Raw genomic sequence first — 25,875 nt, 5'->3', positions numbered from 1 at the left:
CGCCTATGCACAAACGCACTCTGCTAGGGCGCAACCCTTGACTTGATAGCAAGAATCTCGGATTCAGAAAGCTCCGTGAATTCCATAATCTCTTCTATAGGCTTATTCTTGGCAAGCATCTTGGCAGCCATTTCGCAAGCCTTCTTCAGTTCGCCTTCGGCACGTCCCTCGGCGAGCCCTGCTTCACGGCCTTCAGCGAGGCCCGCTTCGTGGCCCTCTTTCTTGCCTTCGGCAAATCCGATTTCATGTTCTGCCATCAAGTCCGTCACGTTCTTTACCTCGCAGTTGAATAGCTCTTCTGCAAAATTAATCAATTTCACAGAATCAAGCAACCTCCTGAACGTTTCGTTCTGCATAATCTTTTCGGGAACGGGTTCCTCATTGATAGTCACCTTGATGGCGCGGAGCCACTGCGCGGCTTCGGAGCTGTCGTTCGTGGTAATCCCCTTTTCTTCGAGCCTGAAAAACTTCTCGATTTCCACGAAAATCTTCTGGATTTTCGGGAAGAACTTCCTCCCGTTGCACATCTCGTCGACGTGATGGATGTACTTCTGCGGTTCTTCCGGAAAAAGCGTAAAGTCCAAGAGCCCGAGGAAGTAAATACGCGGCAATTCGTACTTTTCGCTTGTATGCACCTGATTCTCGATGACGCGGGACATGTAATATTCCACACGGTCGCGGTAAAATTCGTCCCCCTGCTGCTGCACCTCGACCAGCACGCGTTCGCCCGCGTTGGTCGTTCCGATAATATCCACGATGCAGTCCTTCTTGGTGAACGCGCCGGGGAACTCCTGCATTTCAAGCGTGATTTCCTTGATAGCCTCGCCGCCATGCAAGTCGAGCATCGCGTTCACAAGCGAAATGAGGAGCGTGTGGTCCTTTTCTTCGGCGAAGACGATCTTGAAAATGCCGTCGCTGAGGATGTAGGCGTAGTTGTAGATTTCCTGGTACTTGAGAAGGTTTTTCTTGTCGATTTCCATTGCCCTGAGCAAGGAATAATGTTGTGTGCGATTCATCTGAATCTCCGTATAAGTTTGTTAAAGCCCGCATGCGAAAGCTGCAAAGACAACAGCCATAAACCACGGTCGCCGTCGGGCAATCGCTTGCAAATTTTTCAATGACATGCGTTTAACGTCCGCCATTAACGACAGACGGTGCTCTACGTTGATCGCCAGGGGGCCAGTTTCCCCATAGGGTGTATGCTGCCTCGAATTTTCACGCCTGTCGAGCGGAACAAAGGGAGGTCGGCGTCAAGCAGATAGTGGAACTTCCCGCCCTGAATAGTACTGAGTCGAGAGTCGCAGTTTCAAGCTTGCTTGAAACTATGACCGAGACTATGATACGGACGCCAACGGCGTCAATTTCTCGGTGTCGGCAGGATTAATGCAATCTACGGGGAATAATATATACTAGCCGGATATTGCGCGTCAAGGGGTCGCGTTGCGGAGGAATTTTGAGTGAGTTTACAATGAATTTCGAAGTTCTAAAAACTAGAACTTTTGCAGTAATGTGAAAGTTTCAACTCATTCCTATCACGTACATAATATGCGCAAAATCCGTAGAACGTTTCTCTTTCCTTACAGAAATAGAATTATATTGGTAACATATTTAAATAAAAAAGGTATACCATGCAAAATTCTAGCACACGTGAAGAAATGCGACAGTATTATTCGAATACAACGTCAACTGTTGAAAAAATCCTTACTGATTTAAAAGAAACCAACAACCGAAACGACGAAGAATTACAAAAAAAAGTTGGCGCCCTCATTGCAAATATCGAGAGCAACAACAATAAGTTTAAAAAGCTTGTCGAAGATCTTGAAAAAGATAGTGAATTCGATAAATTCACCATTGCATTTTTAGGGCAGACCAATGCTGGCAAAAGTACGATTATTGAAGCCTTACGCATCCTTTTTGATGAAGAATCCCGAAAAACAAAAGCAGCTGAAAATCAAAAAGGTAATATTACCGCATTGACCGATTACAACAAACAATATTCTGAACTTATCCATCAGCTAGAAAATCTAAAATCAAAATATAAAACTCCAGCATCTAGTATAATTATCCCCATTGTTGCACTCCTAATCGGAATTGCAATCGGTATTGGAATTGGAGGTTTAATATAATGAACCTTTTTAAGCCTAGGCAAGTTAAACTCATAAATGCCTTAATAAGGCACATTAAGGCAAAACAGAATCTTGAAAATAGCAGCTATTTTCAAGTGGACGGCTGTATTATCGGTAATGGTAGCCAGGATTTTACAAAATCCCACACAAGCTATGGATTAAACATTAATGGAGAAAAAGCACAGCTAATCGATATCCCTGGCATTGAAGGCAATGAAGAAAAATTTATAGACATAATAAAGAATGCCCTGAAAAAAGCGCACCTTGTTTGTTACGTTGCAAAAGAAGCAAAAGGTATCGAAGAAACCACCTTGCAAAAAATCAAGGATTACATGCAAAAGAATGTTACCGAAATGGTAGGCATTCACAATATTCCATTACAACCGCAAAAGGAATATGACGGAGACGATTACGTAGAAGACATTACAAAAAAATTCAACGAAGCCAATAAGAAAAACAGCAATATCGGGGAAAAGCTTCAAAGCGTTGTTCCCGAAGATATGTATAAGGACACCGTAGGAATTTCTGCATTGCCTGGAATATGCGCTTTGGCTATTCACAATGGCAAAACCTCATTCGCTGCTCCAGAAAAATTTCCTAACAACACTGCTGTAGCAGAATCGCTGAAATCTTTACGCCGTGAACAAAGGACCTTTTTAAGTCGTGCATCGGATGTAGACCTACTAGAAGTGAGTCACTTAAACAATCTCAGAAACGTCATTATTGACAGCTGTAATAATGCACCTGAAAGGATTAAAAAGGCTTCGTTAATCCGTCTATCCAAGCTCCTTCAAGATGACTATCTAGCCGATATTACCAAGCAAAAAACTGCAATTGGAGAATTTCGTAATAAAATCCAAAAAAGAACAAATTCGCTAAGAGATAATATAGGAAACGCCCGTGATCAGCTAAAAAGGAACATGGAGCATTCTGTAAAAAATACAGTATATGATTTCTTCTATCAAGATATTTTGGAGAAAATTATTTATCCCCATATTGAACGCCATGTAAAAATTGATGAAGATATCTTGAACAGGGAACTCAAATCTGAGCAATCTAGACTGAACAAAAAGATGTCTGATGATATACAAAATGCGATAACATCATCTTCAAAAGATTTTGCGGAACGAATTCAAAACTACGTGTCCGACTACCAACGCGGCATGATGCTAGATTTCCAAAATATCTCTTTGGAGTTGCCAGAATTCAATGCGGAATCTTTTGATTTCAAGCAGCTAGGAAGTGCGGCTATGACAATCGGCAGTTATGCAATCTCTGGCTTTGCAATCGGAAACGTATTTCCAGGTATAGGAACTCTAGTTGGCACAATAGTCGGTGCATTTGTAGGTTTGGTTGTTTGGGTCGCAGGGTGGTTCACTTCAAAAGAAACCAAAATTAGAAAAGCGAAAAGTAACGCCCGCGATAAAATCGAAGAGTGTGCCTATGAAACTTGGAATAAGATGTCTGGCAAAATAAGAGACATCGCCAACAAACTCGCATCGAAAACGGATGAAGTCATAACACTTGCTTACAGGCAAGTCGAATCAGCAAATCAGTCTTACAACTTGATTTCGGATTTGGAATCAAAAATCAAAAAACAAGTAAAACATCTTGATGCAGAAATTGAACTGATGAGGGTATAACCATGGAACAAAATTCTTTTAAAACAGAAATCCTAAAATTTGTCGAAAAACTGGACAAGTTTTCAAATCTCCTTACAGAAGCAAAGAAAAGGACTTTTTCTGAAGAATTGGAGAAATCTTTTGAATCTTCTATAGAAAAAGTAGCATCCCTCAAAAACAGCCTTCAGGATGGCAAACTGAGAATTGCCCTTGTCGGAGCTTTTTCCGACGGAAAGACGAGTACTGTCGCTGGTTTTTTGGGACATGCCGACAGTAACATGAAAATTGCTGAAGAGGAATCTTCTGACGAGGTTATTGAATACAAACCAGAAAATATTGATGAGAATCTTCCACCTTGTTTATTTGTTGATACTCCAGGGCTTTTTGGACAAAAATACTCAGAAAAAACGGAAAAATTTGTATCTGAAGCTCATATTATCTTGTACATTGTCGCTGCAACTAACCCACTAAAAGATAGCCATAAAGAAACAGTTGCATGGCTGATGAATAAATTAAATAAATTCGATAACACCATTTTTGTCATTAACAGAATGGATGATGTATGCGATTACACTGATCCTGAAGATTTCGCAGAAAAAGAGAAACAAAAGAAAGAATTTCTCATTGAAAACATTACCCGGTTCTGCGGTCTTAATAAAGATGATGCTAAAATAAAGAACTTGAACATCGTCTGCATTTCCTCGGACCCAGAAGGCAAAGGTTTGCAAGATTCCAACGGAAAGCAGAATTATTGGTTGACTCCCGAAAAGAGGGAAAAATACGAAAAGTATTCCCGCATGCAAAACTTGAGGGATACAGTCAATGAAGTTGTCAAGCAAACCTTACCCCAAAAGCTAATCCAAGATACCGCTCTCACCGCAATCATTGCCGAAGTGGAAAAAAACTTCAAGGCATTAGATGATGAACAAAGCAAATTAGGCGAAGCAGTCATTCCAGAAACAAAAAATACTGTAGAAATTCTAGAAAGAGATCTTAATAACACAAAAAAGGACTTAAAGCGCGAAATTCGCCCATGCCGTGAAGAGCTTGAATCCCTAGAAAAAAGAATTACTACAAAAATCAGAAGCGCATCTGTGGCAACATTGCAAGAGGTCGTTGAAGATGAAATCGGTGACAAAGACAGTGCGCATAAACTTGAAGCACATATTCAGGATATTCTGCGAGATCATTTTGAAAACATTGTCAACACCTCCTGTCAAAAAATCAAATCCGATTTCGATTTAGGCAGTGAAAACATCGATTCTTCCTTAAAGCACTTTGTAAAAGCAGGTGCCGACGGAATGAAGAGTTTTAGCGGCATCGGTAAAGCAACTGTTTTTGCTGGCAGGGATATCTTAGGAAAAGTCGGCATTGCCATTAAGTTCAAACCATGGGGTGCTGTAAAAGTTGCCGGCATGATTAATAAGGGCGTTCCTATAGCAGGTGCTGCTATTTCCTTGGTTCTCGACATTTTCACTATATTTCAAACCAAGGAACAGCAGGAAAAATTTGCAAATGCTCAAAATACATTGATAGAAAATATCCATACAGCATTCAAAGACATTTATAAACAGTTTAATGAAGATGGGGTCTTCTTCGATTCTTTTGCCCCGCAGATTTATGAAATAGAAAAACAAATTGATGGCGCCCGCACGGCTCTAAAAGAACTCGAAAATAACAGTACATTCTGTAATGAAGCAAAAGATAAAATTAAGGCTTTCCTGAAAAACGAGACCTTCAACGACTCTTGTTCAAGCGAATCAAATCCCAAAGGGCTTCGCGCATGGATTAAAAAAATTATGAAAAGCTAAAAACATCATTCGAACAAAGGACTGCTTTAAAAGCAGTCCTTTATCTCAATAAATAGTACTCATCCGCAAGTGCTTGCAAAGCAGTGACTCCTTCTTTCATTTTGATGCTCTTGATGGCATCGATCACAAAGTCCATGCCGTATTTGTCAATGTACGAAGCAACTAAAAATTTGAGGTCCTTTTGAACTTCCTCAATGGGCGGCGTCAAAGCACTACTGCATGCAGGGCAATATCTCATGCTTTTGGCAAACGATTCTGAAACCGCAAATTCGGAATTACATTTTTCGCATCTCACTATAGCTCTTTTAAATCTGGGCATTTGCGTCTCCTATTAAATTTTTTTTAAATATAGGCAACACATATAAAATCTTAAATACTCAAAATATTCAGGTTCCAGAAACTGGAACTTTTATAACATGTACAGTGTTCCAAAACACCAGCTCTGACTGCACAAAAAGACAAAAAGAACAAAAAATGTCCCTTTTTGGCAAAAAAATGTTTTATATTACCATCATGTTTGTAAACTTTACTTTTCCGTGTTTGGGTTTTCATTGCTAAAAGTCGACCGAATACAAGAAAAAACAGGCGTTCTTGGACCTGGCATACGAGCCGTGATCTGGTTTCACGGCTGTTTTCGCCATTGCCCTGGCTGCATTGCCGCAGGGATGAACAAGTCTCAGGATTTTACCGAATACACGGTAGACGAGCTGTTCCAGAAGGTTGCATCGGTGGAAGGCATAGAGGGGCTCACCATCTCTGGCGGCGAGCCCTTGATGCAAGACCTAGACGAACTATACAAGTTCTTGATGTTGGTCAGGCAAAAGACAGCCTTGAGCGTAATGTTTTACACGGGGTACCTGTTGCAAGAGGTCAACGAAGACGAAAACAAGAGGCGACTGCTTGATTTTGTGGACATTCTGGTAGATGGACCCTACGTTGAAGAATTGGACCACGGACAACTATGGAGAGGCTCCGAAAACCAGAGGGTTTATTTTCTCTCTTCGCGGTACTCCGAAGCCCAAGATGGTTTCGCACAGAAGAAGGGGCGCCCCATAGAATGTAAGTTTATAAATGCCTCCGATTTTTCCCTGACGGGAGTTCCGCCTCGCGGGTTCAGGGAATCTCTTTCGAGAAGAATGGCAGAAAAGGGTTTAATTATTAACTGGTAATAAAGAAGGAACAATATGAGCGGTGTAAAAAAAGCGACAGTAACACAGAACCTGAATAGGACTTTGAAAACCGTTGAGGAGGCACTCGCACAGTGCGCATCCATGGCGAACTCGACTGGAAAAATCGGTCAAAGCGAATTCGAGAATAAAAAGAGGAACGCCCAGACGGTACACAACAACGTCATTCGCAAATTGCCTGAAGAACTGGCACAGTTCCTTCGTAACGAAACTGCCCAGTGGGAATCCCTTTTGCACCGCCACGACGAGAGCTACGACAAAGCTGGAACATCTGCAAATCAGGCTAATCAGTATGACGCGACGTTCCAGCAGCATTACGATACTGCTAGGCGTAAACTATCATCGATAAATAGCAGCGCAAATAACCTTAAAAGACTAATTAGCGGTAGAAGCGGCTATCTTGATAGCGAAAATTACCAGGCATTGGAACTAGGTCGCCAGGCAAGGCAAATTTTGGCGGAATTGCAGCCCGATGTAGAACTGAGCAGAAAAGCCCAAGATTCAAGGCGTCAGGCATTCAATAAACTCTCGGAATCAGAATCTCTGGCACAAGCAGCCCAGCGCGAATACGACCGTTTGGTGAACCTCGCCCGCGACCGACAGGAAAAGAAACGCATCGCCGAAGAAAACGAACGCAATGCAAAAATGCTCGATGCCGACCTGAAGTCTCTCCGCAAGGAAATCGAGTCTAAAAACTACAAGAAGTTCTCGAACGGCCGCTATTCGGAATCCCTCAAACGCGAACTCGATTCGCTGAAAGACCTAGTCGTGGGTGGCGCATACACCGAAGCCATTCCGCGCTCTCAAAAGATTAAGGAAGAACTGATCATCATCTCAGCCGAGATTGATGCGAACGAACAAGCGTGGACTGCCGCCAAGAACGCTGCCGAAAAAGCTCTTGCCGATGCTAAAGCAGAAATGGCTCTGACGAACAGAAATGACGTGGAGCTCTATTCCGGTCTAGACAAATCCTCCGTAGATAAGTTTTATTCAAACATCGACAAGGCATCTCGCCTGATTGCATCCGAATCATTTGATGCAGCGACATCACAAATTGCAGATGTCTTGAGCAACCTCCGTTCAGCCGTCGAAAAGACCGTTGAAAATAAGAGGCTCGCAGAACAGCGCGAAGAAATCGCCCAGTCGATTATGCAGGCGCTCTACGATTGTGACTATGACACACCGAGCTACTACCAGAAAGAAGAAGGCAATGAGCTTTCGGACCTATGCGTCGTCGCAGCAGCCCCTGGCGGAGTTGGCGACATGAAGTTGCGTATCGCCCTGGACGGCAACGTTTCCTTTGAAGTGGCAAACATCCCCGAAGGCCATGAAAAGCTCTGCATCGAGTCCGTCCGGAAAATGCAGGAAAAGCTCGCCGAAGACGAAATCAACTTTAACGTGACCGACTGGGGTCGCGCAGAAAACCAGAACAAGGTCCACCTGGACGTAAAGCAGAGAACACAGGAAACCCAGATTACCCGTCAACGCCAGGGATAAATTATGAATAGCATCTTTTTCAACAAGCGAATTGAAGGTCCGTTCAAGGAGACCTACAAAGGTTACAACCAGTATATTTTTACTGGCGATATCGATGACCTGTTTTTGATGGATTCTTCCGAGCAAGGCAATCGCAAGCTTTGCAGAATCGAAGAAGCCTTTGTAGAATACGGCAAGAAGGAAAAGTACGACATCGTCATTACTGTAAACGATGACCAAAATCTTTCTTTTGGCAACAGTGAGCAAGAAAAGCTATTCAACAGGCTTGCGAGCGGGTCTAGCGAAAAACTCGTGGAAGAAGGGAAAAAAGCAAAGGCGTTTATCCCACGCAAAAAAAGAGAAGAACAGTCTAGCGCATCTCAAAGCCAGACTAATGAAAACGCAACTAATCCCAACGCCCAGAACTCGAAACGCCAAGTAGAAGAACAGGCACAGGGCAATGACGGTCTCAACCGCTTGAACAAGATTACACGAGTTCTCCAGGAGAACAGGTTCAAGACACTTGTAATTTACCCCAATCCCGAAAAGATGATTGTTGGCGGGAATGTCGATGCCCCGACCATGCAAAAAATCGAAGTCGTCGTTAAGAAATGGCGCGATATTATCCAAGAAGCGAATCCAGCAACAAGGACGATATTAATCGTGAACCCTCATCGGTTAAAGGAATTCCGGATGGTGGAGCATACCTTGTCTTGCTATGACCACAACTGCAAGGAAATCACTATTTCTAATCCGCCTAACGATGAGATGGCAAAATGGCTCTCAAAATACCGCAGAGAGAACAACATCCAGGGAACCAAGAACGATAAGGAAAGAGTCGTTCTCACAGGACGCGCCAATGTCGGCGGAAGCTTACAGAATTTCATCAGCTGGGTCCAGGGATTCTACTGGACGAATCAAGACTCGTACAATTGGAGCGACTTGCTGGCATATGAAAACCAGGAAGCTGCAGAATCTGTTGAAGGTCTTCTTGACCGCTTAAAAGAGATGATCGGCTTATCCGATGTGAAAAACGAAATCGAAGCGATCGTCAAAGATGCAAGAAAGAATATCGAAACGGCAGCGGAAGCGGCGTACCACATGTTCTTCCTGGGCAATCCGGGAACCGGCAAGACCGTCGTCGCAGACATTGTCGCTAGGCTTTTCTGGGCCCTTGAGTTGCGCACTAGCAAAAAGGTCGTAAATGTCGCCATACAGGATATCGTAAGCCAGTACAACGAAGGTGATACCCTTCAGAAAATGAAGGACAAAGTCCAAGAAGCTATGGGCGGTGTCCTGTTCATTGACGAAGCGTACCTATTCGCCGAAAGCGACTGGGGACGTAAGGCATTCCAGGTACTTTTGACCGAAATGGAAAACAACCGCAAGAACTTGACAGTAATCCTTGCCGGATACGAAGATCGCTTGCAGGCGCTCAAAGATATCAACCCCGGTATCGACAGCCGTATTCCATACAAGTTGCATTTCAGGGACTATTCCAAAGAGGAAAAGCTTGAAATTTTCAAGTTCCATCTGAAGAAGGAAACTGAGAAAAAAGACATCAAGCCTGTCCTTACAGGTCCTGCAGAACAGAAACTTCTCCGAGTCTTGGATGCTTGCGAAGGCAATGGTCGCGGTGTCAGAAACATCTTGGAAAAGACCCTTAAAAATGCCGATGGTGCATCTGAAATTACGGAACAGCATGTCGTCGATCCTCACGAAATCCATCCAGACGAAGCCGAAAAAGTCATGCAGGATATCGAACGCGAATTCATCGGCATGGCCAGTCTGAAGGAACGTCTCAAGCAGTACTTCATGCGTATCCAATATAGCGTCATGCGAAACAACGCTATGGGAATAACAAAGCCCTCTAATTACGCCTACCGCATCCGCTTTACAGGTCCTCCGGGTACCGGCAAGACATCAATTGCACGCTACATGGGCAGATTTTTCCACGCCATGGGCATTACTGAAACTGATGGTTTCCAGGAATGCGGTGCAACCTCGCTCAAGGGGGCCTATGTCGGACATGCGCAAAAAGCGGTCAACAACCTGTTCCATGAGAATCGAGGCAAGGTTATTTTCATCGACGAAATCTACAGCCTCTACAACCCCGACGCCCATCAGGATGATTCGTTCTCGCGCGAAGTGATTGATACACTCGTTCGCTGCCTGACTGCCGAAGAATACCAGAGTACGGTCGTCATTGTCGCAGGCTACAAGGATCGAGTCGACAAGTTCATGGAAGCTAACCCAGGACTTGCAAGCCGCATCCCCGATGAAATTGAATTCGAAAACTACTCCGCCAACGACTGCTACAAAATTTTTGTCGCCGAAGCCCAAAAGCATCAGTACGAAGTCTTGGACGGATGTCAAGAAAAGCTGGAGGCTTACTTCCAAACCGAAATAGACAAAAATCAGTCCAATTTCGGAAACGCCCGCGACGTGAAGGCTACATTCGGTCTAGTCGAAACCAACATCATGAACAGGATCTTTGCCAATGTCCAAATGTCGGATTTAGCAAAAACAATGCCAACAAGGGAACAGTTTACGCAAATTACCCCAGAAGACATTCCTGCAGCCACCCCAATCGCAGAAAAGGATGAAGACTAATTATGGAAAACACCTGCTTTAAAATCAGAGCTATTGATGAACTCAGAAAGACCGTAGCCGCCATCAAAGCTTCATGCACAGACAAAGATGTTTCAAAGCGTGCGGGCGAAATCGAAAAAGCTCTTGGCGATTCCGAAGGCAATCTAAAAGATGTCGGCGACAGATTATGCGAAACATACATAAATGTCCAGAGACTGAAAGAAAAGGGTGGAGATGTCGACAACATCATCTACACATTCGTCATTGAAATTCTTGATGGCATTTTACAAAGCGGACCTACCGAACGATATTACTTAGAGAACAATGATGCATTTTTGATGGAACTTTCTAAAGAAATCGACCTAAAAAGGGAAATCCCTGTTGATGCAATTCCTGAATTGGAATGCTCCTGGAGCGATGATCTAACGACAGAAGGGACGCTCAATTTTCTGGAATTCGTAGACAAGACCATCAAAAATAGAGACCACTTAATTTGGGAATACGGCGAACTTATTGCCTTTTTGACCCGCCTCCTGTATGAAAAAGGGGAATTCGATAAAAGGCGCCAACTCAAGGAAGATCTCCCGCTCCTCACATTCGTGCGTACTTGTGCCAAGAAAAAAGATGACGAAATCGCAGCGCAAATAGAAGAACTGAAAGCTGAATCCAACAGCGAAAATACCGCTAGCGATAATACATTTGGTGAGCCCAATACCGAAGAACCTGTTCATGAAAATGCCCAGGAACCCGTCGATCATCCCGCTTCGGAAACCTCTGTCGAAAACACCGCCACTGAGACAAATGAATCCCATACAACTGAAACCGCTACAGCTGATGCATCAGAAACTACAGAAGCGCCAAAAGAGGAACACGACTCCCCCGCTTCCGCAGCATTTACGGAATCTGAAGGCAACCGCGCCGATGTGCTGTTCGTCCTAGACGCAAGTGGCAGCATGCGCCCATGTTTTGACCAACTCAGAACACATATCAAGCGCTTTGTAGAACCGTTCAAGACAGCAGGTTTCACATCTCTACGCCTTGGGCTTTTGGCATACAGCGCCAACAAGGACAGAACACACAACAGAATTGTGTACCGCAACATGTTCCTCTGCCCAAACCGTGCTAGCAATATGGCAACCCTCTATGGCGACCATGAAACCGCAAGCAAAATGTTCTTTACCAACACTTCGAGCATCGAAGGGAATGTAGACAAGTTCGTCCGCAGGCTGGACGAAATCAAATGCCTTGGCGACGAAGACACTCCATTTGCCATGGACTGTGCCGCTGATTTCCCATTCGAACCCATCAACACGACCCGAAGAGTCATTATCCTCTTTACAGATGAAAGAATTGACGATGGCGTATCTAAAATGAAATCGGTCGGCGAAAACTACAGCACGCTCGACAAAATTATGGACAAGATTAGCAAGAAGCACATTTCCCTTTACTTCTATGGTCCATCGAGCCCCGCTACCGAGGTTCTCGAAGATTACCCGCGCGTTGTTTACCAAAATGTCATCGCTTACCAAGACAGGCATAGCCCCACAGAAACTTGGGACAGTCTGAACATCGGACGTGTTTTGGAAAGCCTTGGCAAGAGCATTTCGAGATCAGCCCTGTCCGCAACGGAAGAACCCGAGACAGAACGCGCCATTTACCATCAGGATACCTGGTCAGAGGATTCCTGGAATTAAGTTATTATTACCAAAAAAAGGATAAATCATGAGTGAAGAAAAAAGAGCCGACGTAGTATTCGTTGTGGACGCAAGCGACAGTATGAAACCCTGCTTCGACCAGTTGCGCAACAGCATCAAGAAATTTGTGGAACCGTTTAGAGAAGAAGGTTTTACATCGCTCCGTCTAGGACTCTTAGCATACAATGCAGGTCCGAGCAACGGCAAATGGGTTTACCGCAATACATTCATCAACGGCGACGCTCCCGAAAACATGAACATCCTTTACGGTAACGATGAAGATGCGCAAGAATCACTGTTCACACGCTCCGGCGACGGTTTTGTCGATGTGGAAACATTCTGCAACCGCCTCGATTCCATCAAATGCTGCGCTGACGAAAACACACCGCTCGCTCTTGACTGCGCTGGTGACTTCCCGTTCGAACCGATTTGCACGACCAGAAGAATCATCGTCGTATTTACCGACGAAAAACTCGAAGACGGTGTATTGAAGCAAGAAGTCATCGGTCAGAATTGTTCAGAACTTGAAAAAGTGATGAACAAAATCATCAACGAACGCCATGCAACACTTTATTATTTCGGTCCCCAGTGCGAAGGCGTAGAAATGATGGAAGAATATTCCCGAGTCATCGTCACCAACGTCAAGGAATACAAGGAACGCGCCGAAGACGAAGACATTTGGGCAAACATTGACTTCGAGAGAATTCTGGAAGGCATGGGAAAAAGTATTTCGCGCTCTGTTTTACAAGTTGTGGACGAAGGCAACTACTCCAAAGCTGTTTATGGTCAAGACAAGTGGGACCTGGAAGCCTGGGGCAAGGATGAAGTCGGTGGAATTATCGATATTACCGATGTGAAGGAAGGCGCCGTACTGGATGTCTCCGAACCGCTAGAATGGATAAACGCCCAGATGCTGTGGAAAACCCCTATCGACTTGGATATCCATGCTTTCTATAGATTGAAAAATGGCATCACAGGACACATCTACTATGGTAATAAAAACGCCCACGGCATGGAATTGGATCGCGACGCCGGTGTAGGAGACAAGCTCGATGACCCTGAAGGCAACCAGGAAAATATCAGATGCACTTCATTAGCCAATATTGATCGCATGATTATTGCGACTAAGATTTTTAATGAGCATGGCTGCTTCTCCGACTATGAAGGCGAAGTCAATATCACGACAAGTAATCCGAGACAGCCTCAAATCCTCTGCAGAATGGAATCCAAAAAACGTCTGAACTGGTGCGTCATCGCCTCTATCAACAATAGCGATCCGCAAAAGCCGCGAGTCTTGGCAATCAATAAAGTCGTTGCAAATGATCCAGATATCCATGACTCTAAATGGTATACAAAAGAATCCTAAGCCAAGGGCGATGAAAAAAATTTAACGAGAAAAAAAATGGCAAATACAATTTTTTCTAAAGATGAAATTATCGAAGGCACGGACAATGGCGAGCCTTACAAGTTCCAAGCCATCAAAGACGGCGTTGAAGGCTCAGGTTCTATTTACGGCCCAGGAATTGACCTCCTCCATAATAACGAAAAGGTCTTCTTAAAAAAGTATGTGGATCCCGCTCCGCGTTCACCATGGTTCAACGCGTTCGTAGATTACCAGAAAAAAATCCAAAATAAGATTGAACAGTCCAGCAACGCCAAGCAATTGATTGCAGGCATCCACCGCTTTTTTCAGGATGGCCGCCGCCGTTTCTGGCAGACTATTGAATACGTCGAAAACAGCAAGGACATGAAGAAGTACCTGGAGTCTAACGACACCACTTGGGAACAGCGCATGATGTTTGCCAAGGTATTCATGTTTGCAATGAAGGTCTTGCACGAAGAATTGCACCTCGTTCACGGAGACCTCAAACCCGCAAACTTGCTTTTGATTCCTCTCAATGGTGGAACTTACAGCGTCAAGCTCATCGATTTCGACCGCCCCATTCTCTTGGACGAAAGCGAAGTTCCCTGGATTACCGAAGGGTTCATCGGTTCGGAAGGATACTATTCACCCGAACACAAAAAGCGACAGCGACCCACGGACAAATCGGACGTGTTTACCTGCGGCTTGATTCTTTACGAATTGCTCGCAAAGGAAGGCCACCCCTTCAACTACGCTACAGTATCGGCAGACTATAACGAAAATGCAGCCCCCATGCCGCATCTGCTCGGCACGTTTGGCAACGAAGAAAGCGACAGACTCATTGAAGAAACATTGCACCGCATGTTGGAGCCAAACCCTGACGACCGCCCGACAGCGGATGAGGTCTATCAAGTTTTTTTTAGGGCGGGCGGAAGCATCCGCCCTAAGACGCCAGAAACAGCTCAAAATCATACAAGAGTCACTCAACCAGCCTATTCAGCACCTGTTGCATCTGCTTCAATGGTGACAAACCAGTCGCCAGTTGATGTCCAGGCGTTAAAAGGCGCTGCCGATGTCGTGTTCTTGCTTGATTCCACAGGCAGTATGTCACCTTGTATTACCGCCTTAAAGCAACATATCAATTCGTTTATCGAAGCACTTATCCGTGGAGATGAATCACGCAACATTTCTCCCGTCGAAGACTGGCGTGCAAGAGTTGTCGGATATCGTGACTTCGAGGAATGCAATAATAGCGAGAAAAATGCAAAGCTGTACCGCAAATTTGGTGGCGGCGGCTGGCTCATTTCAAACCCGTTTACCCGTGACGAAAATGAACTGCATAGCCAACTCGACAAGCTCAAATCCTTCGGCGGCGGCAAAGCCCCGCAGGAATCTCTTCTCGACGCCTTAATGCTCGTGCTCAAATCAGGGTTTCTCCCCGCAGGGCAACAAGACGCAGGCGAAGCCGATGGTGGCAGGGCATGGCGCACAAACGGTGTCGGTCGCATTGTCATCGTCTTTACCGACGCTGGCTACCACCCCACCATGAGCTACTGCGCCGAAAAGACGCTATTTGAAGAAGGCGCCCTTTACCCGCTCGACTTGAGAGGTGCAGGCTTGGATGAACTCCAACACGCCATCGAATCGGGATTCTTCAAAGTTTACGTCTTCGCTCCGAACATCAGCGATTACGATGAGCTAAGCGACCTTAGCAACGTTCTCATCATGCAAAGCGATGACGAAGACGAAGGTCTCGTCAAAATGATGAGCGATTCACAAATCGAACGCCTAATCGATGACATCGTCAAAGGCGTGAGCCGTTCTTCCAGTGACTTTAGGGAAATCCCGATTTAGGAGGTATCATGGGTTGGCACTGTCCAAAATGCAACTTTATGGTAGAAGATGGCGCATTCCAGTGCATGGCATGCGGCTACCACCAAGAAACACGATTGATCCTGACATCGGGTGTCGGGAATAAATGGCGTACATTAATCAGCGCCGAGATTACCCGCAGAACATACAAACGCCTGTACCCCGATACAGAACACCAGTATATCCCACGCAACGAAGGCGAACACCCGTTTTCCGTCATCAAGGATGCCGAAAACAACTGGTTCTTGCAAGTCAACGGAAAAAGCCCCGTCGCCGTCACCCTTAACGGGAACCTCTGCGACCCTGCCAGGGAATACCTACTGAACAACGGTGATTCGATTTCAATTGCATCACGAAGTGATTCATCGAGACAAGTTGCACCGCTGACAGTTTCGTTTATCTTAAAGGACGCTGTTTGACAATTATATAATTTAAGGAATTAAAGGTCGGTTGATATGAACAGAACAGAATTGAATGCCAAATGGGACGCCTATTGCCAAAACTTTGTCGGGCATGAGCCAGAAGGCTTTTCCCTAGAAAAAGTTGTCTTTGATGCCCAAAAGAAAGATTTCCCAAGCGAAACCTTGAAAAAAATTTCTATCGAAGACTGGATGGAATCGCTTTCTTTCCGCGGGGAATCCGCCATGTCGTTGCTTGGTCCTATGGAATGCAAGCGCGAAGAAATTCAGGAATACCTAAGCTTCTTGAAGCAAGGCAAAATCAAGATGGCATTCGATTACGAAGTCGGCAAAAGTGACCCGCTCCATGTCGTTCGTGAAAGCTCCAGCTTTGCTGGCAGGGAAATCTGGTTCATCGGCGACATTCACGGTGACCTTTTAGCATTCCAGTCCGCCATAGCGTTCATCAATTCTAATTCCAAAAGTAAACCGATATATGTCCTCCTTGGCGACATCTTCGACCGAAATGACTTCAGCTTGAACGTTGTCTTGGCAGTATTGCGCCTCTTAAAAAACAGCCCCGATTCCGTATTCATGATTGCAGGGAACCACGATGACGGCCTTTCGTGGAACGAAAACGGGAGAAAGTTCTCTTCTGTCATTACGCCGCAACAGTACACAGATTACCTGAACGCCATTGATGACGATCTGATCAGTTCCTTGATGGCAGAATTTATAAAGGTGTTAAAAATCCTCCCGCTTGGACTCGTATTGCCGAACGGGCTTTTGGCAACTCATGGTGGTGTCCCCTCGCGCCCCGACCGCAGCGTAAAAAACATTTGGGAAGGATTGAAGCCGCAAGACATCAAGAAGCTTATTGCAGACAAGCGCTTGGAATTCCAGCGAAACCGCTTTATGGGCGAAGTCTCATCCGGGAGCAAGCTCGCCCCCGAATTCAGCTGGGTCGAAATAATAAACTTCAGCCATGCCGTAGAATCCGCTTACGGCGCACAAATCTCTGCATTGTTGCGCGGTCACGACCACTGCGACCTCTGTAGGCACGAATGGGCTAAATCCTCGTTCAAAGGCAACGAAAACTGCCGTGATTTTGAACGCGTCCAAAATGTCCTCACCATGACCACCATGACCTTGATGGACGACGGAGAAAAGCGAATATCCGGCTTTTTGAAGCGCGAAGTATCGTGCCCGTCTGTAGCCCATTACATTGATGGAACGCCATTGCCTAAAGTCTATACTCTAGAATTTTCTGCCGAAGAAGTGAAGAACTTCAGCAACAAAGTCCACCAATATTTAGGCAAAGAATCTCTTGCGTATGTAGAAAGTCACTTAGAGCGCCTCCAGGAAGACTTGGAGGAATGCGAAGATGATAGAAAAGATAACGAAGAAAACCTCAATGCCAAAAAGCCTCTTTGTGACGAACAGAAAAAAGCTGTCGAAAAAGCCAATTCACAAATGGCAACTTTAGAAAAAGAACTCAACAATATTATAATCGGAACGGAAAGGGCAAAGGCAGATATTGAAAGTTTAGAAGCAGAACAAAAAACAACAATCGCTAACCACGAAACTTTGTTGAAAAAGCTCAGCGATGGTGAAAAGATTCTTAAAGAAAAGCAAAAAAACATTGATGAATGCAACAGAGCAATTGCAAAGTATAATGAAGAATTGAAAAATGCTGATAAAAAAGATAAACCTAAAATAATGAGCGGCTTGAAAGGTTTTATAGTAAATTTATTTGGTTTCAATGACACCAATAAGGACTACACACCAAATGAGTTGCAAATAAAACTCAACAAATTCAAAAATGACACCTTCCAACTGCAGTCAACATTAGAAGAAGACAACGAAAAGGCCGAAAAGTTGTCCAATCAACTGAAAACCATCGAACTCAAATTGAACGAAAAGAAAAACTTGTTAGCAATACTAAAACAGCAAAAATCCGACAAAGAACCTGAACTGGAAAAAGCAAAGGATTCCGTCCGTAAAGAAACGCAAAAATACAACGAACAGCAAAACGAAATCAACCAGTACGAACGTAAAGTCAAGCTTGCCAAAGATGATATCGAAAGCATACAGCGCGATATAAAGCTTTGCAACACCCAAAAAGAACAATACACCCGCTGGATTTCTACGCAGAACTAAGGAGATGACGCCATGAGTGAAAATGAAGTGATTTTGAATCAAGATAGAGCGAAAACATCTCTGGAAAATGCAGAAATCTGCGTCAAGGAATATCTGGGAGAACGCGAACGTCCTGTTGTCTTTTATCAGTTTGATGACGCCGCATACTACTACCGCGAAAAGGCGATAAGTGCCGTCAAGAATGCCATCAATACAGCAGCTGAATGTGGCGATGAAATCTCCGAAGTTCAAGCCTATAAAAACCTTTTTGACGTTATCATTTGCAACCTAGAAACTTCAGAGAAAAAGAAACTTTTCAAGGACTGCTACGAGCCTCTAGTAAACATCTTGACAAATGATGTTGCAAAGGGTCTCCTGTATTACCAGCTAGGGCACAGTTCCGAAAAACTGGATATTCCATCTGAAAGCTTTTTCGAAAATGCCGTCAAGCTCAACAACAAAAACGTCCTTGACGAAGATGTATTCAAGACCAACCCGAAATTCATTTTCGACTGGCTTGAACTTTATTTGACCGATCCTGCGCAAAAAGACACTGCCGACGAATACGAAAAACTATTGACTGACATTGTCGAAAATACGGAAAGCGCAGGCGAATATTTCTACAAAATGGCAAATCTCTTGAAGGAAAAATCCCTCGCAGAGCGCGCCGATATCTACTATCGCTTATGCATTCCGCTAGGCTACAAGAACGCCGTCGAAGATTCGACCTTCTTTACTGAAAACTACGAAGATGAATTTATCGAATGGTTCAATAACCAGCTCGAAAAGCAGACCGACCTTGTTGCCATCAAAAACCAATGCTTTGTCAGTCTTTGGAAAGCCAATGAAAAGAACCTGTTCTCCCGCTCTAAAAAACTATGGGCAGAGAAAATCACCGATAAAGATTTTAAAACAGGTTGCAGAGAATACAGTATCTTTGCCGATGATGGTTTTGATTGGGCAGAAAACTGGCTCCTCGCTGAAATCGAAGACAAGAACGTACAAGGCGCCATTTCGGACAATGTCATTGAAAGATGGTTTAATGCTGAACGAAAGGATGAACAACGCGACATCGCCTTGGGCATGTTGTTTGTAAACGGTCGCTGTGCCCATCTTAAAAACTCTCAAAAGTACTACATTTGTATTTCCAAATACTATTTGGAGAAAGGAGAATTCATGGCCGCCCTGGCCTCCTTTCTTTGCACCGGCAAAAATGAAATTAGCGTTGCTTTTGATTATTCTGATTTTGAGCCTGTCCTGCGTAGCGCTGTTAAAAGCCATTATGTAGAACTAATCCAGCAAAAGATTGACGAAAAAATACCGGGAGCCTCCAGGAATCCGCTGCCCATCAGCACCGATTCTTATGGCAAGTTCACGGAAAAGAAAATCAACGGCTTGACCTCTTTGAAGCAATACATCCAGACAAGCCGCCTTACCGAAAAACTTTTCCGCAGCTCCACAGAAAAGCCGAACTGCACTCGCTATTTCCTGTTGAACAAGATGGCTGTTCTTGCAAAAAATTCCGACGACATCGATTTCAGAGAACAAGAAAGCTCATTCAGGGAACAGGCAAAATTGGAACTCAAGGATGCCATCAGTGATTTTGACACCATGGCACTATGCGTATGGCTTGAAGAACATATCTATTCCGAAAAAGCCGACGACAAGGCTACGGTTACCGTCCTTTGCGACCTGATTCAGAAAATAGAACCGAAAAAGCTCACCGCACCCTATTTGCTGCTAGCCAACTATTGGGCATCCAAAAAAATCGACGATGACATTGTCCCGACAGTTCTATCGTGGATTCTAGATAATAGCAACGAATTGGACTGGTTTAAATCCACTACCGATTTAAAGGAACTTATTAAAAAGACTTTTGAAATATTATCTTTGAATAAGAAATGATTGAACCGATTGTGAATGGAGCTTTAAATGTTCTGTAATAACTGCCACCAGGACCTGAAGGATTTTGGAGAATTGCTCGACAAAATCCAGAATTGCCCTCTTTGCGGAGGACAGTTAATCAAGACCCCGCCTAAAGTGGCACAAAAAGGCATTTCCGAACTGCTCAACATTTTGGTCAATAATGCAGGCGAAAAAATCTACCTGTACGATGACCTTTTAAAAAGCGAACTGGAGAAAATCGACTCTCCAGAATTTGAAAATGCCCGTGACAAATTGCTCCTACTTACAATCAAGCATATCCCTTCAAGCATGTACAAAGTCAAGGATTTTTCCATTAGCGAAAAGCAGGAAGTTCTAGAAACCTGTTCCACCCGACTGATGCAAGATTTGGGATTGCAATTTGAACCGAGTGCGGAAATGCTAAATATTTTGCAGGAACGCATTTGGCAAAAGAAGTTACCGCTTTCCCAAAATTCTGGCGATGGCATTTTCAAGGATCCCCGCGATGGGCGTGCCTACAAGACTGTAAAAATCGGTGATCAAGTCTGGATGAAGGAAGAACTGAAATATAAGTGCCCATTCCAAAACGAAGACGGCTTGATGTACTCTAAAAAAGCACTCCGGTACCTAAACGTGCCCGGTTGGCGCCTCCCAACAAAAGACGATGTCACAAAGTTGATGGCAATGGCAAAACAAACAGGTTACGGAGACACGTCAAGTACCTTGATGTCACTTAAAGGCTGGGAAAAATTCAGTGTAACCCCTATAGATAAATTCGGATTTGGAGCGCAACCCTTCAAAGGATGTAATTACGTCCGTTATTGGCTAAAAGACGGCAACGTTTTCCAGATTTCGATAGGCAGTCTCGGAATAGCAACTGCATTTGAGGCTTATGTGCGCTTGATTAAGGACGACAATGTTGAAGAAACATCAAAGTCCAAAACAGTAAAGAAACCAGCCGCAAAAAAAGCCGCTGCCTGCAAAAGATAACCTTTAAATCACAATTTGAAATTGGAGCTTTAAATGTTCTGTAACAACTGCCATCAAGACCTTCAACAATTCGGCGCCTTGATTGAAAAATTTCAAAATTGCCCGCTATGCGGTGGGCTACTCATCAAGACCCCACCTAAAGCGGAACAAAAAGGCATCTCCGAACTGCTTGACATTTTGGTCAATAATGCAGGCGAAAAAATCTACCTTTACGACGATCTTTTAAAAAGCGAACTGGAAAAAATCAATTCTCCGGAATTCGAAAATGCCAGAGACAGGCTGTCGTTGCTTGTGACAAAGCACATTGCCTCGAGCATGTACAAAGTCAAGGATTTTTCCGATAACGAAAAACAGGAAGCTCTTGATGCTTGCTCCAAGCGACTCTTTTTAGATTTAGGATTGCAATTTGAACCAACCGCAGAATTGCTAAACCTATTGCAAGAACGCATTTGGCAAAAAAAATTTTCGCTCTCCCCGAATTTCTCAAACGGCATTTTCAAAGACCCTCGCGATGGTCAAACCTACAAAACCGTAAAAATCGGTGACCAAGTCTGGATGAAGGAAGAACTGAAATACAAATGCCTAGGATTTGATAGTAAAACACAAACATATTCTAAACAAGGACTTCAATATGTAGCAGTAAAAGGTTGGCGTATTCCAACAGAAGACGATTATCAGAACTTGATAAATTATGCCAAAAATTCCGGTTATGGGGATGCATCAAGTGTTCTGATGTCACGCACAGGATGGGAAAAATACAATATTACCCCAACAGACAATTTAGGTTTTGACGCAAAACCTTGCAAAGATGCAAATAATGTTAGTTATTGGTATCAGGGTAGTAACTGCATTGTAATACATGCAGGAGAGGTATCTCTAAATGCAGGTTATCCATATACAGACAGAAATAACTACGTCCGTCTTATCAAGGAGTAAAAAATGATTGTCGATTTAAAAGATCTCGAAGACGAAATCAAGATGGTCAAGGGTCTCGCCAAAGATGCAGGCTCCGATGGTCGCGCTATGCTCCGCAGTGTCAAACAGGCAGAATCGCTACTCAATAAAGCCAAGCTCGCCGAAGCCAAAGGCGATTTCGAAAAAGAAGACGAACTGATCGAACAGATTCGTTCCCTTCTCTAAGCTAGTCATGTCGATTAACGATAAACTGGCGAATGCTGCTGCAAAACGCTCCCTGCAAGAACTCGTCTCCCGTTATGGGGAGGCGGCTTCTCTTGACTTATCCGCATACGATGGCAAATCAAGCTTGACAGGACAAGCCACAAGAAGTCTAAAAAGTATCGCAGAAAGTAGGCTCGGCAAAACCGCAGAAGAAGCAAGCCGCAATATACACCAACAAGCGGGCTTCTCAGCAGAAGTCATCGAAACAACCACAATCAATAAACAGCGAATCATCGATGGCAAAAACACGCGCAGTTTCCGTTACGACGATCTTGGCAATACAAACGACCAGCTCATCGATGTTGTCGATGCTGAACAAATGTCAAATGGCACCTGGAAAGAAATTTCCGGGACAGGCTATCAGATGAAATTTCTCGGGAAAAACGGCAGCGAAACTTTTGATAAGCTCTGCAATTCAAAACACGACAAGTATTACGAAAGCGGTACGCCTGTTAAAATACCCAAGGATTTTTACGCTGATTTCTGCACTCAGGCAGACGCCAAAATAGATCAAGTCAAGCAGCAAATCAAGACATTAAAAGCAAACGGCGGCGATCCTTCTGTCATCGCCAAAAAGCAAGAGCGCCTCAAAAAATACGAAGCCATCCGCAAAAACACATACAGCAGCGAAACAACTAGCAACGACGCTATTCTCGCCCGCACAAGTCCAAAGCTCTATACCGCCAAAGCCGTACTTTCCACCGCAAACCAAGCCGGTCTGGAAGGTGCCAAATACGGGGCTGCTTACGGCGGAGGCATTGCTATCGCCTGCAATATAGGTGCTGTCTTAAAAGGCAAACCCATCGACGAAGCGATAAAGGATGTCGCTATACAATCGGCAAAATCTGCCGCACGTTCTTATGCTGTCGCTAGCGGAGCCACTGTCATTGATGCGGGTTTACAGCATTACAAAAACGAATTGCCCAAGCTCCTGAAAAACGCCAAGGCGCCCACAGAAATTGCAGGGTTCGTCATGGATTCTGCAGCGGCATTCTATAACTACTACAATGGCAGCATTTCCGGTGTCGATTGCATGAAGCAAATTGCCTGTAATGCATCGCAAGTATTAATAAACTTGACGCCTATAGGTCAAGCCGTCTTTATAGCACGAACCGTCTACACACTCGTCTCGATAAGTGTCTCTGTAATCAAGGAAGCCATAAACGCCCCACGAATTGCAAGAGAACGCCGCATCCAAATCGAACAGGAATGTGCAGAACAAATTAAAGCGCTAAAACAGTTCCGCGAAGAATACGAACAACAAGCCAAGACCTGGCTCAAGAAAACGACAGACACATTTGTCACTGCGTTCAATACAATGGACACTGCACTGCAAATCGGCGATGTCGATGCTTACATTTCTGGCGCCAATCAAATTACCCACGCCATGGGTGCCAAAACACAATTCGAAAACTGCGAACAGTTCAACCGTCTGATGAATTCAGATGAAGCCTTCGTCCTTTAAGAAGAGGAATCCAATATGCCAATACCTATACTTCTTGGAATTGCAGCAGCAGGTGCAGGTCTTTTGGGCACCAAAAAAGCTCACGATGCCAGCAAGACAAATACACGTGCCTCTAGCCTGAATCGACGCGCTGAATACTACATCAACAAAGCAAAAACCGGGCTCGAAGCCAAGAGAAGCGAATGCCAAAAGTCGCTAGAAACTCTCGGTTCCACCAAGCTCAATGTTTTAAACAATGGCATTTTACCGTTCGTTCGTTCATTCCAGAAAATTCATAATGTCGACTTGCGCAATAGCCCAGGTCTAGAAGAACTCTCCAAATTCCATATTACGAAGCAAGAACTTGCCGAAATGGAAAAAATGGGAACCCTTGCCGAAGGCATCAAAAATGGAGCTATTGGCGGTGTTGCAGCCGGTGCGCTAGTAGCTATCGGTGCTTATGGGGCCGCTACTACATTTGGAGTCGTCGCCGGTACTGGAACCGCGATTGGAACGCTTTCTGGAGTAGCTGCTACAAATGCAACATTGGCATTTCTCGGTGGAGGCTCCCTTGCCGCAGGTGGCTTTGGAATGGTCGGTGGAATGGCTGTCTTAGGTAGCGTAGCTATCGGTCCCGCCCTTGCCGTCATAGGGTTCGTCATGAACGCCAAAGCACAAGAGAACCTAGAAAAAGCAAGAGCAAACATCGCTGAAGCCGAAAAAGTTATCGAGCAATGCGACACTGCCTCAACATTATGCGACGCCATCAAGGATAGGTGTGAACTATTCAATAGCGCTCTGAACAAACTCATGAAACAACTCGAAGGCGCTGTGCGCACTGTAAATGACATCGTCAAACGCTATACAGAAAAATATGGCAGCGCAGACTTCAACAACTTCTGCGATGCAGAAAAGAAGTCCATCACCGCCGCATGCTCCCTAGCCAAAACAGTCAAGAGCATCCTGGACACACCAATTCTAATGGAAAACGGTGCTCTCACCAAGGAATCTGAAAAAGTTCTTAAAAGTATTCCTCAAGAATCCTAGAAATTAATCTTAACAGCAAAACCATATTCATAACTCTTCCCCTGTGGAGGAGTTTTTTACTTTACCCACAATACACCTTCCCTGCTTTTTCAAACTCTTCCTTGAACCAGAGACGCAGTTCTCGCGGTTCAAGGATTTCTGCTTCAGCAAGGAACTGCGGGAAGTAGATTTTTGCGAGTTTCTCGGAGCATTCGAAAGTGTAATCACCAGCACCACGGACTTCTGCACAATCCATTTTCGTGGGTGTCTTGCCGCAGGTATTATCCATCGCAATGACTTTAGGGCGATTTGTGACGAGCTTGTTGTAGCGTTCGGCACCTTTCTCCGTAAAACGCACTTTGACATTTTGTCCGTAACAGAGGAACGGGTCAAAATGCTCGTGGTAAAGATCTGCCTGATGCGAGAGATCAAAATTTTCGCAATGGTACGCACTGCTTTCCAAGTCGGCAGCGACTCCCCTGATGTGGCAAAGTCGAAGCGAATAGAAACGATTTGGTATAGGCTTACTAGTATCACTACCGCACACAACAACATACGCACGGACTTGCGATGGCGAAAATGCCAAAAAGCAGGGCGAAACGTTTTTCACTTCACCACGATAATTCAGCGTCACATTAACGCGCTTTTCTATGGCATTTAATAGTTTATTCAAATCATCGTGAAAGATAAAGCACTCGCGTTTCCCTCGCGGGAGATTGACGTAACTTTCAAAATAGTATCGGCAAAGAGCTGCTACCTTGACGTTACGGGCAGTCCCCAAATTATTCGCATAATTTGCAAAACTTTCGCCAGTCTTGGAAAGTGAAAACTGGAGCGGTGGAATATTTTTGTACAAAGTATCATCCATCGCTAGCTGGGTGGCATCCGGCACGGGAAATTCCGCATAGCGTGCAAGAATACGGTTACACAGGTCACCAATTCCCTTGAGCCCATAATCTTCGACATCGAGCTCCATCTGGCTACGCAATAAATGCGACGACGCCACCTTAATTTTCTGAGAAACGCTAATCATACCTTAAAGATAATTTTA

General features: G+C 44.5%; 20 protein-coding genes. 17 read left to right on the top strand and 3 right to left on the bottom strand.

Going from position 1 to position 25,875, the window contains the following annotated elements; all coding sequences use genetic code 11:
- Positions 1–23: 23 nt before the first annotated feature.
- On the bottom strand, positions 24–1,016 hold the full coding sequence (locus BUC30_RS15320) for an Rpn family recombination-promoting nuclease/putative transposase (RefSeq protein ID WP_073443308.1): 993 nt from the start codon (positions 1,014–1,016) through the stop codon (positions 24–26).
- A gap of 612 nt (positions 1,017–1,628) precedes the next feature.
- On the opposite strand from BUC30_RS15320, the gene BUC30_RS15315 reads away from it, so the two are divergent.
- The 3 genes from BUC30_RS15315 to BUC30_RS15305 are packed head-to-tail and all read left to right on the top strand — an operon-like array spanning position 1,629 to position 5,559.
- Positions 1,629–2,126 (top strand): hypothetical protein, encoded by a 498-nt coding sequence (locus tag BUC30_RS15315; protein ID WP_073443307.1) that lies wholly within the window; start codon positions 1,629–1,631, stop codon positions 2,124–2,126.
- Positions 2,126–3,769: a YtxH domain-containing protein gene (locus tag BUC30_RS15310; RefSeq protein ID WP_073443306.1), complete on the top strand. Its 1,644-nt coding sequence runs from the start codon at positions 2,126–2,128 to the stop codon at positions 3,767–3,769. The genes BUC30_RS15315 and BUC30_RS15310 overlap by 1 nt, the downstream gene beginning before the upstream one ends.
- 2 nt (positions 3,770–3,771) lie before the next feature.
- On the top strand, positions 3,772–5,559 hold the full coding sequence (locus BUC30_RS15305; protein ID WP_073443304.1) for a GTPase domain-containing protein: 1,788 nt from the start codon (positions 3,772–3,774) through the stop codon (positions 5,557–5,559).
- A gap of 40 nt (positions 5,560–5,599) precedes the next feature.
- Here the strand turns inward: BUC30_RS15305 and BUC30_RS15300 are convergent, their stop codons facing one another.
- Positions 5,600–5,854, bottom strand: coding sequence for a hypothetical protein (locus BUC30_RS15300; protein WP_244536687.1), 255 nt, complete (start codon positions 5,852–5,854; stop codon positions 5,600–5,602).
- 241 nt (positions 5,855–6,095) lie between these two features.
- On the opposite strand from BUC30_RS15300, the gene BUC30_RS15295 reads away from it, so the two are divergent.
- The 14 genes from BUC30_RS15295 to BUC30_RS15230 are packed head-to-tail and all read left to right on the top strand — an operon-like array spanning position 6,096 to position 24,845.
- Positions 6,096–6,728: a 4Fe-4S single cluster domain-containing protein gene (locus BUC30_RS15295; RefSeq protein WP_280168923.1), complete on the top strand. Its 633-nt coding sequence runs from the start codon at positions 6,096–6,098 to the stop codon at positions 6,726–6,728.
- Between the two features lie 15 nt (positions 6,729–6,743).
- The gene (locus BUC30_RS15290; protein ID WP_139260866.1) at positions 6,744–8,243 is read left to right on the top strand and encodes a coiled-coil domain-containing protein; all 1,500 of its coding nucleotides are present in this window, start codon (positions 6,744–6,746) and stop codon (positions 8,241–8,243) included.
- Positions 8,244–8,246: 3 nt separating this feature from the next.
- Positions 8,247–10,835: an AAA family ATPase gene (locus BUC30_RS15285; protein ID WP_073443295.1), complete on the top strand. Its 2,589-nt coding sequence runs from the start codon at positions 8,247–8,249 to the stop codon at positions 10,833–10,835.
- Between the two features lie 2 nt (positions 10,836–10,837).
- The gene (locus BUC30_RS15280) at positions 10,838–12,508 is read left to right on the top strand and encodes a vWA domain-containing protein (RefSeq protein ID WP_073443293.1); all 1,671 of its coding nucleotides are present in this window, start codon (positions 10,838–10,840) and stop codon (positions 12,506–12,508) included.
- A gap of 28 nt (positions 12,509–12,536) precedes the next feature.
- Positions 12,537–13,874: a VWA domain-containing protein gene (locus BUC30_RS15275; RefSeq protein ID WP_073443291.1), complete on the top strand. Its 1,338-nt coding sequence runs from the start codon at positions 12,537–12,539 to the stop codon at positions 13,872–13,874.
- Positions 13,875–13,910: 36 nt separating this feature from the next.
- Positions 13,911–15,725: a protein kinase domain-containing protein gene (locus BUC30_RS15270; protein ID WP_073443289.1), complete on the top strand. Its 1,815-nt coding sequence runs from the start codon at positions 13,911–13,913 to the stop codon at positions 15,723–15,725.
- A gap of 8 nt (positions 15,726–15,733) precedes the next feature.
- Positions 15,734–16,162, top strand: a complete 429-nt coding sequence (locus BUC30_RS15265; RefSeq protein WP_073443287.1) for an FHA domain-containing protein — start codon at positions 15,734–15,736, stop codon at positions 16,160–16,162.
- A 36-nt stretch (positions 16,163–16,198) separates the two neighbouring features.
- Entirely contained in the window at positions 16,199–18,301 is a 2,103-nt protein-coding gene (locus BUC30_RS15260) for a metallophosphoesterase (protein WP_073443285.1), read from the top strand.
- Between the two features lie 12 nt (positions 18,302–18,313).
- A complete protein-coding gene (locus BUC30_RS15255) occupies positions 18,314–20,185 on the top strand; it encodes a hypothetical protein (RefSeq protein WP_073443283.1) in 1,872 nt (623 codons plus the stop codon).
- A gap of 27 nt (positions 20,186–20,212) precedes the next feature.
- The gene (locus BUC30_RS15250; protein WP_073443281.1) at positions 20,213–21,175 is read left to right on the top strand and encodes an FISUMP domain-containing protein; all 963 of its coding nucleotides are present in this window, start codon (positions 20,213–20,215) and stop codon (positions 21,173–21,175) included.
- A gap of 33 nt (positions 21,176–21,208) precedes the next feature.
- Positions 21,209–22,111 (top strand): FISUMP domain-containing protein, encoded by a 903-nt coding sequence (locus tag BUC30_RS15245; RefSeq protein ID WP_073443279.1) that lies wholly within the window; start codon positions 21,209–21,211, stop codon positions 22,109–22,111.
- 3 nt (positions 22,112–22,114) lie between these two features.
- Entirely contained in the window at positions 22,115–22,315 is a 201-nt protein-coding gene (locus tag BUC30_RS15240; protein ID WP_073443277.1) for a hypothetical protein, read from the top strand.
- A gap of 7 nt (positions 22,316–22,322) precedes the next feature.
- Positions 22,323–23,819, top strand: coding sequence for a hypothetical protein (locus BUC30_RS15235; RefSeq protein ID WP_073443275.1), 1,497 nt, complete (start codon positions 22,323–22,325; stop codon positions 23,817–23,819).
- 15 nt (positions 23,820–23,834) lie between these two features.
- Positions 23,835–24,845, top strand: a complete 1,011-nt coding sequence (locus BUC30_RS15230) for a hypothetical protein (protein ID WP_073443273.1) — start codon at positions 23,835–23,837, stop codon at positions 24,843–24,845.
- A 61-nt stretch (positions 24,846–24,906) separates the two neighbouring features.
- Here BUC30_RS15230 and BUC30_RS15225 read toward each other — a convergent pair whose 3' ends face one another.
- Positions 24,907–25,857, bottom strand: a complete 951-nt coding sequence (locus tag BUC30_RS15225) for a WYL domain-containing protein (protein ID WP_073443271.1) — start codon at positions 25,855–25,857, stop codon at positions 24,907–24,909.
- Positions 25,858–25,875 lie beyond the last annotated feature (18 nt).

Origin of the sequence: Fibrobacter sp. UWB7 (assembly GCF_900142945.1) — a bacterium.
GTDB lineage: Bacteria > Fibrobacterota > Fibrobacteria > Fibrobacterales > Fibrobacteraceae > Fibrobacter.
This window is presented reverse-complemented; position numbering and strand designations above follow the sequence as displayed.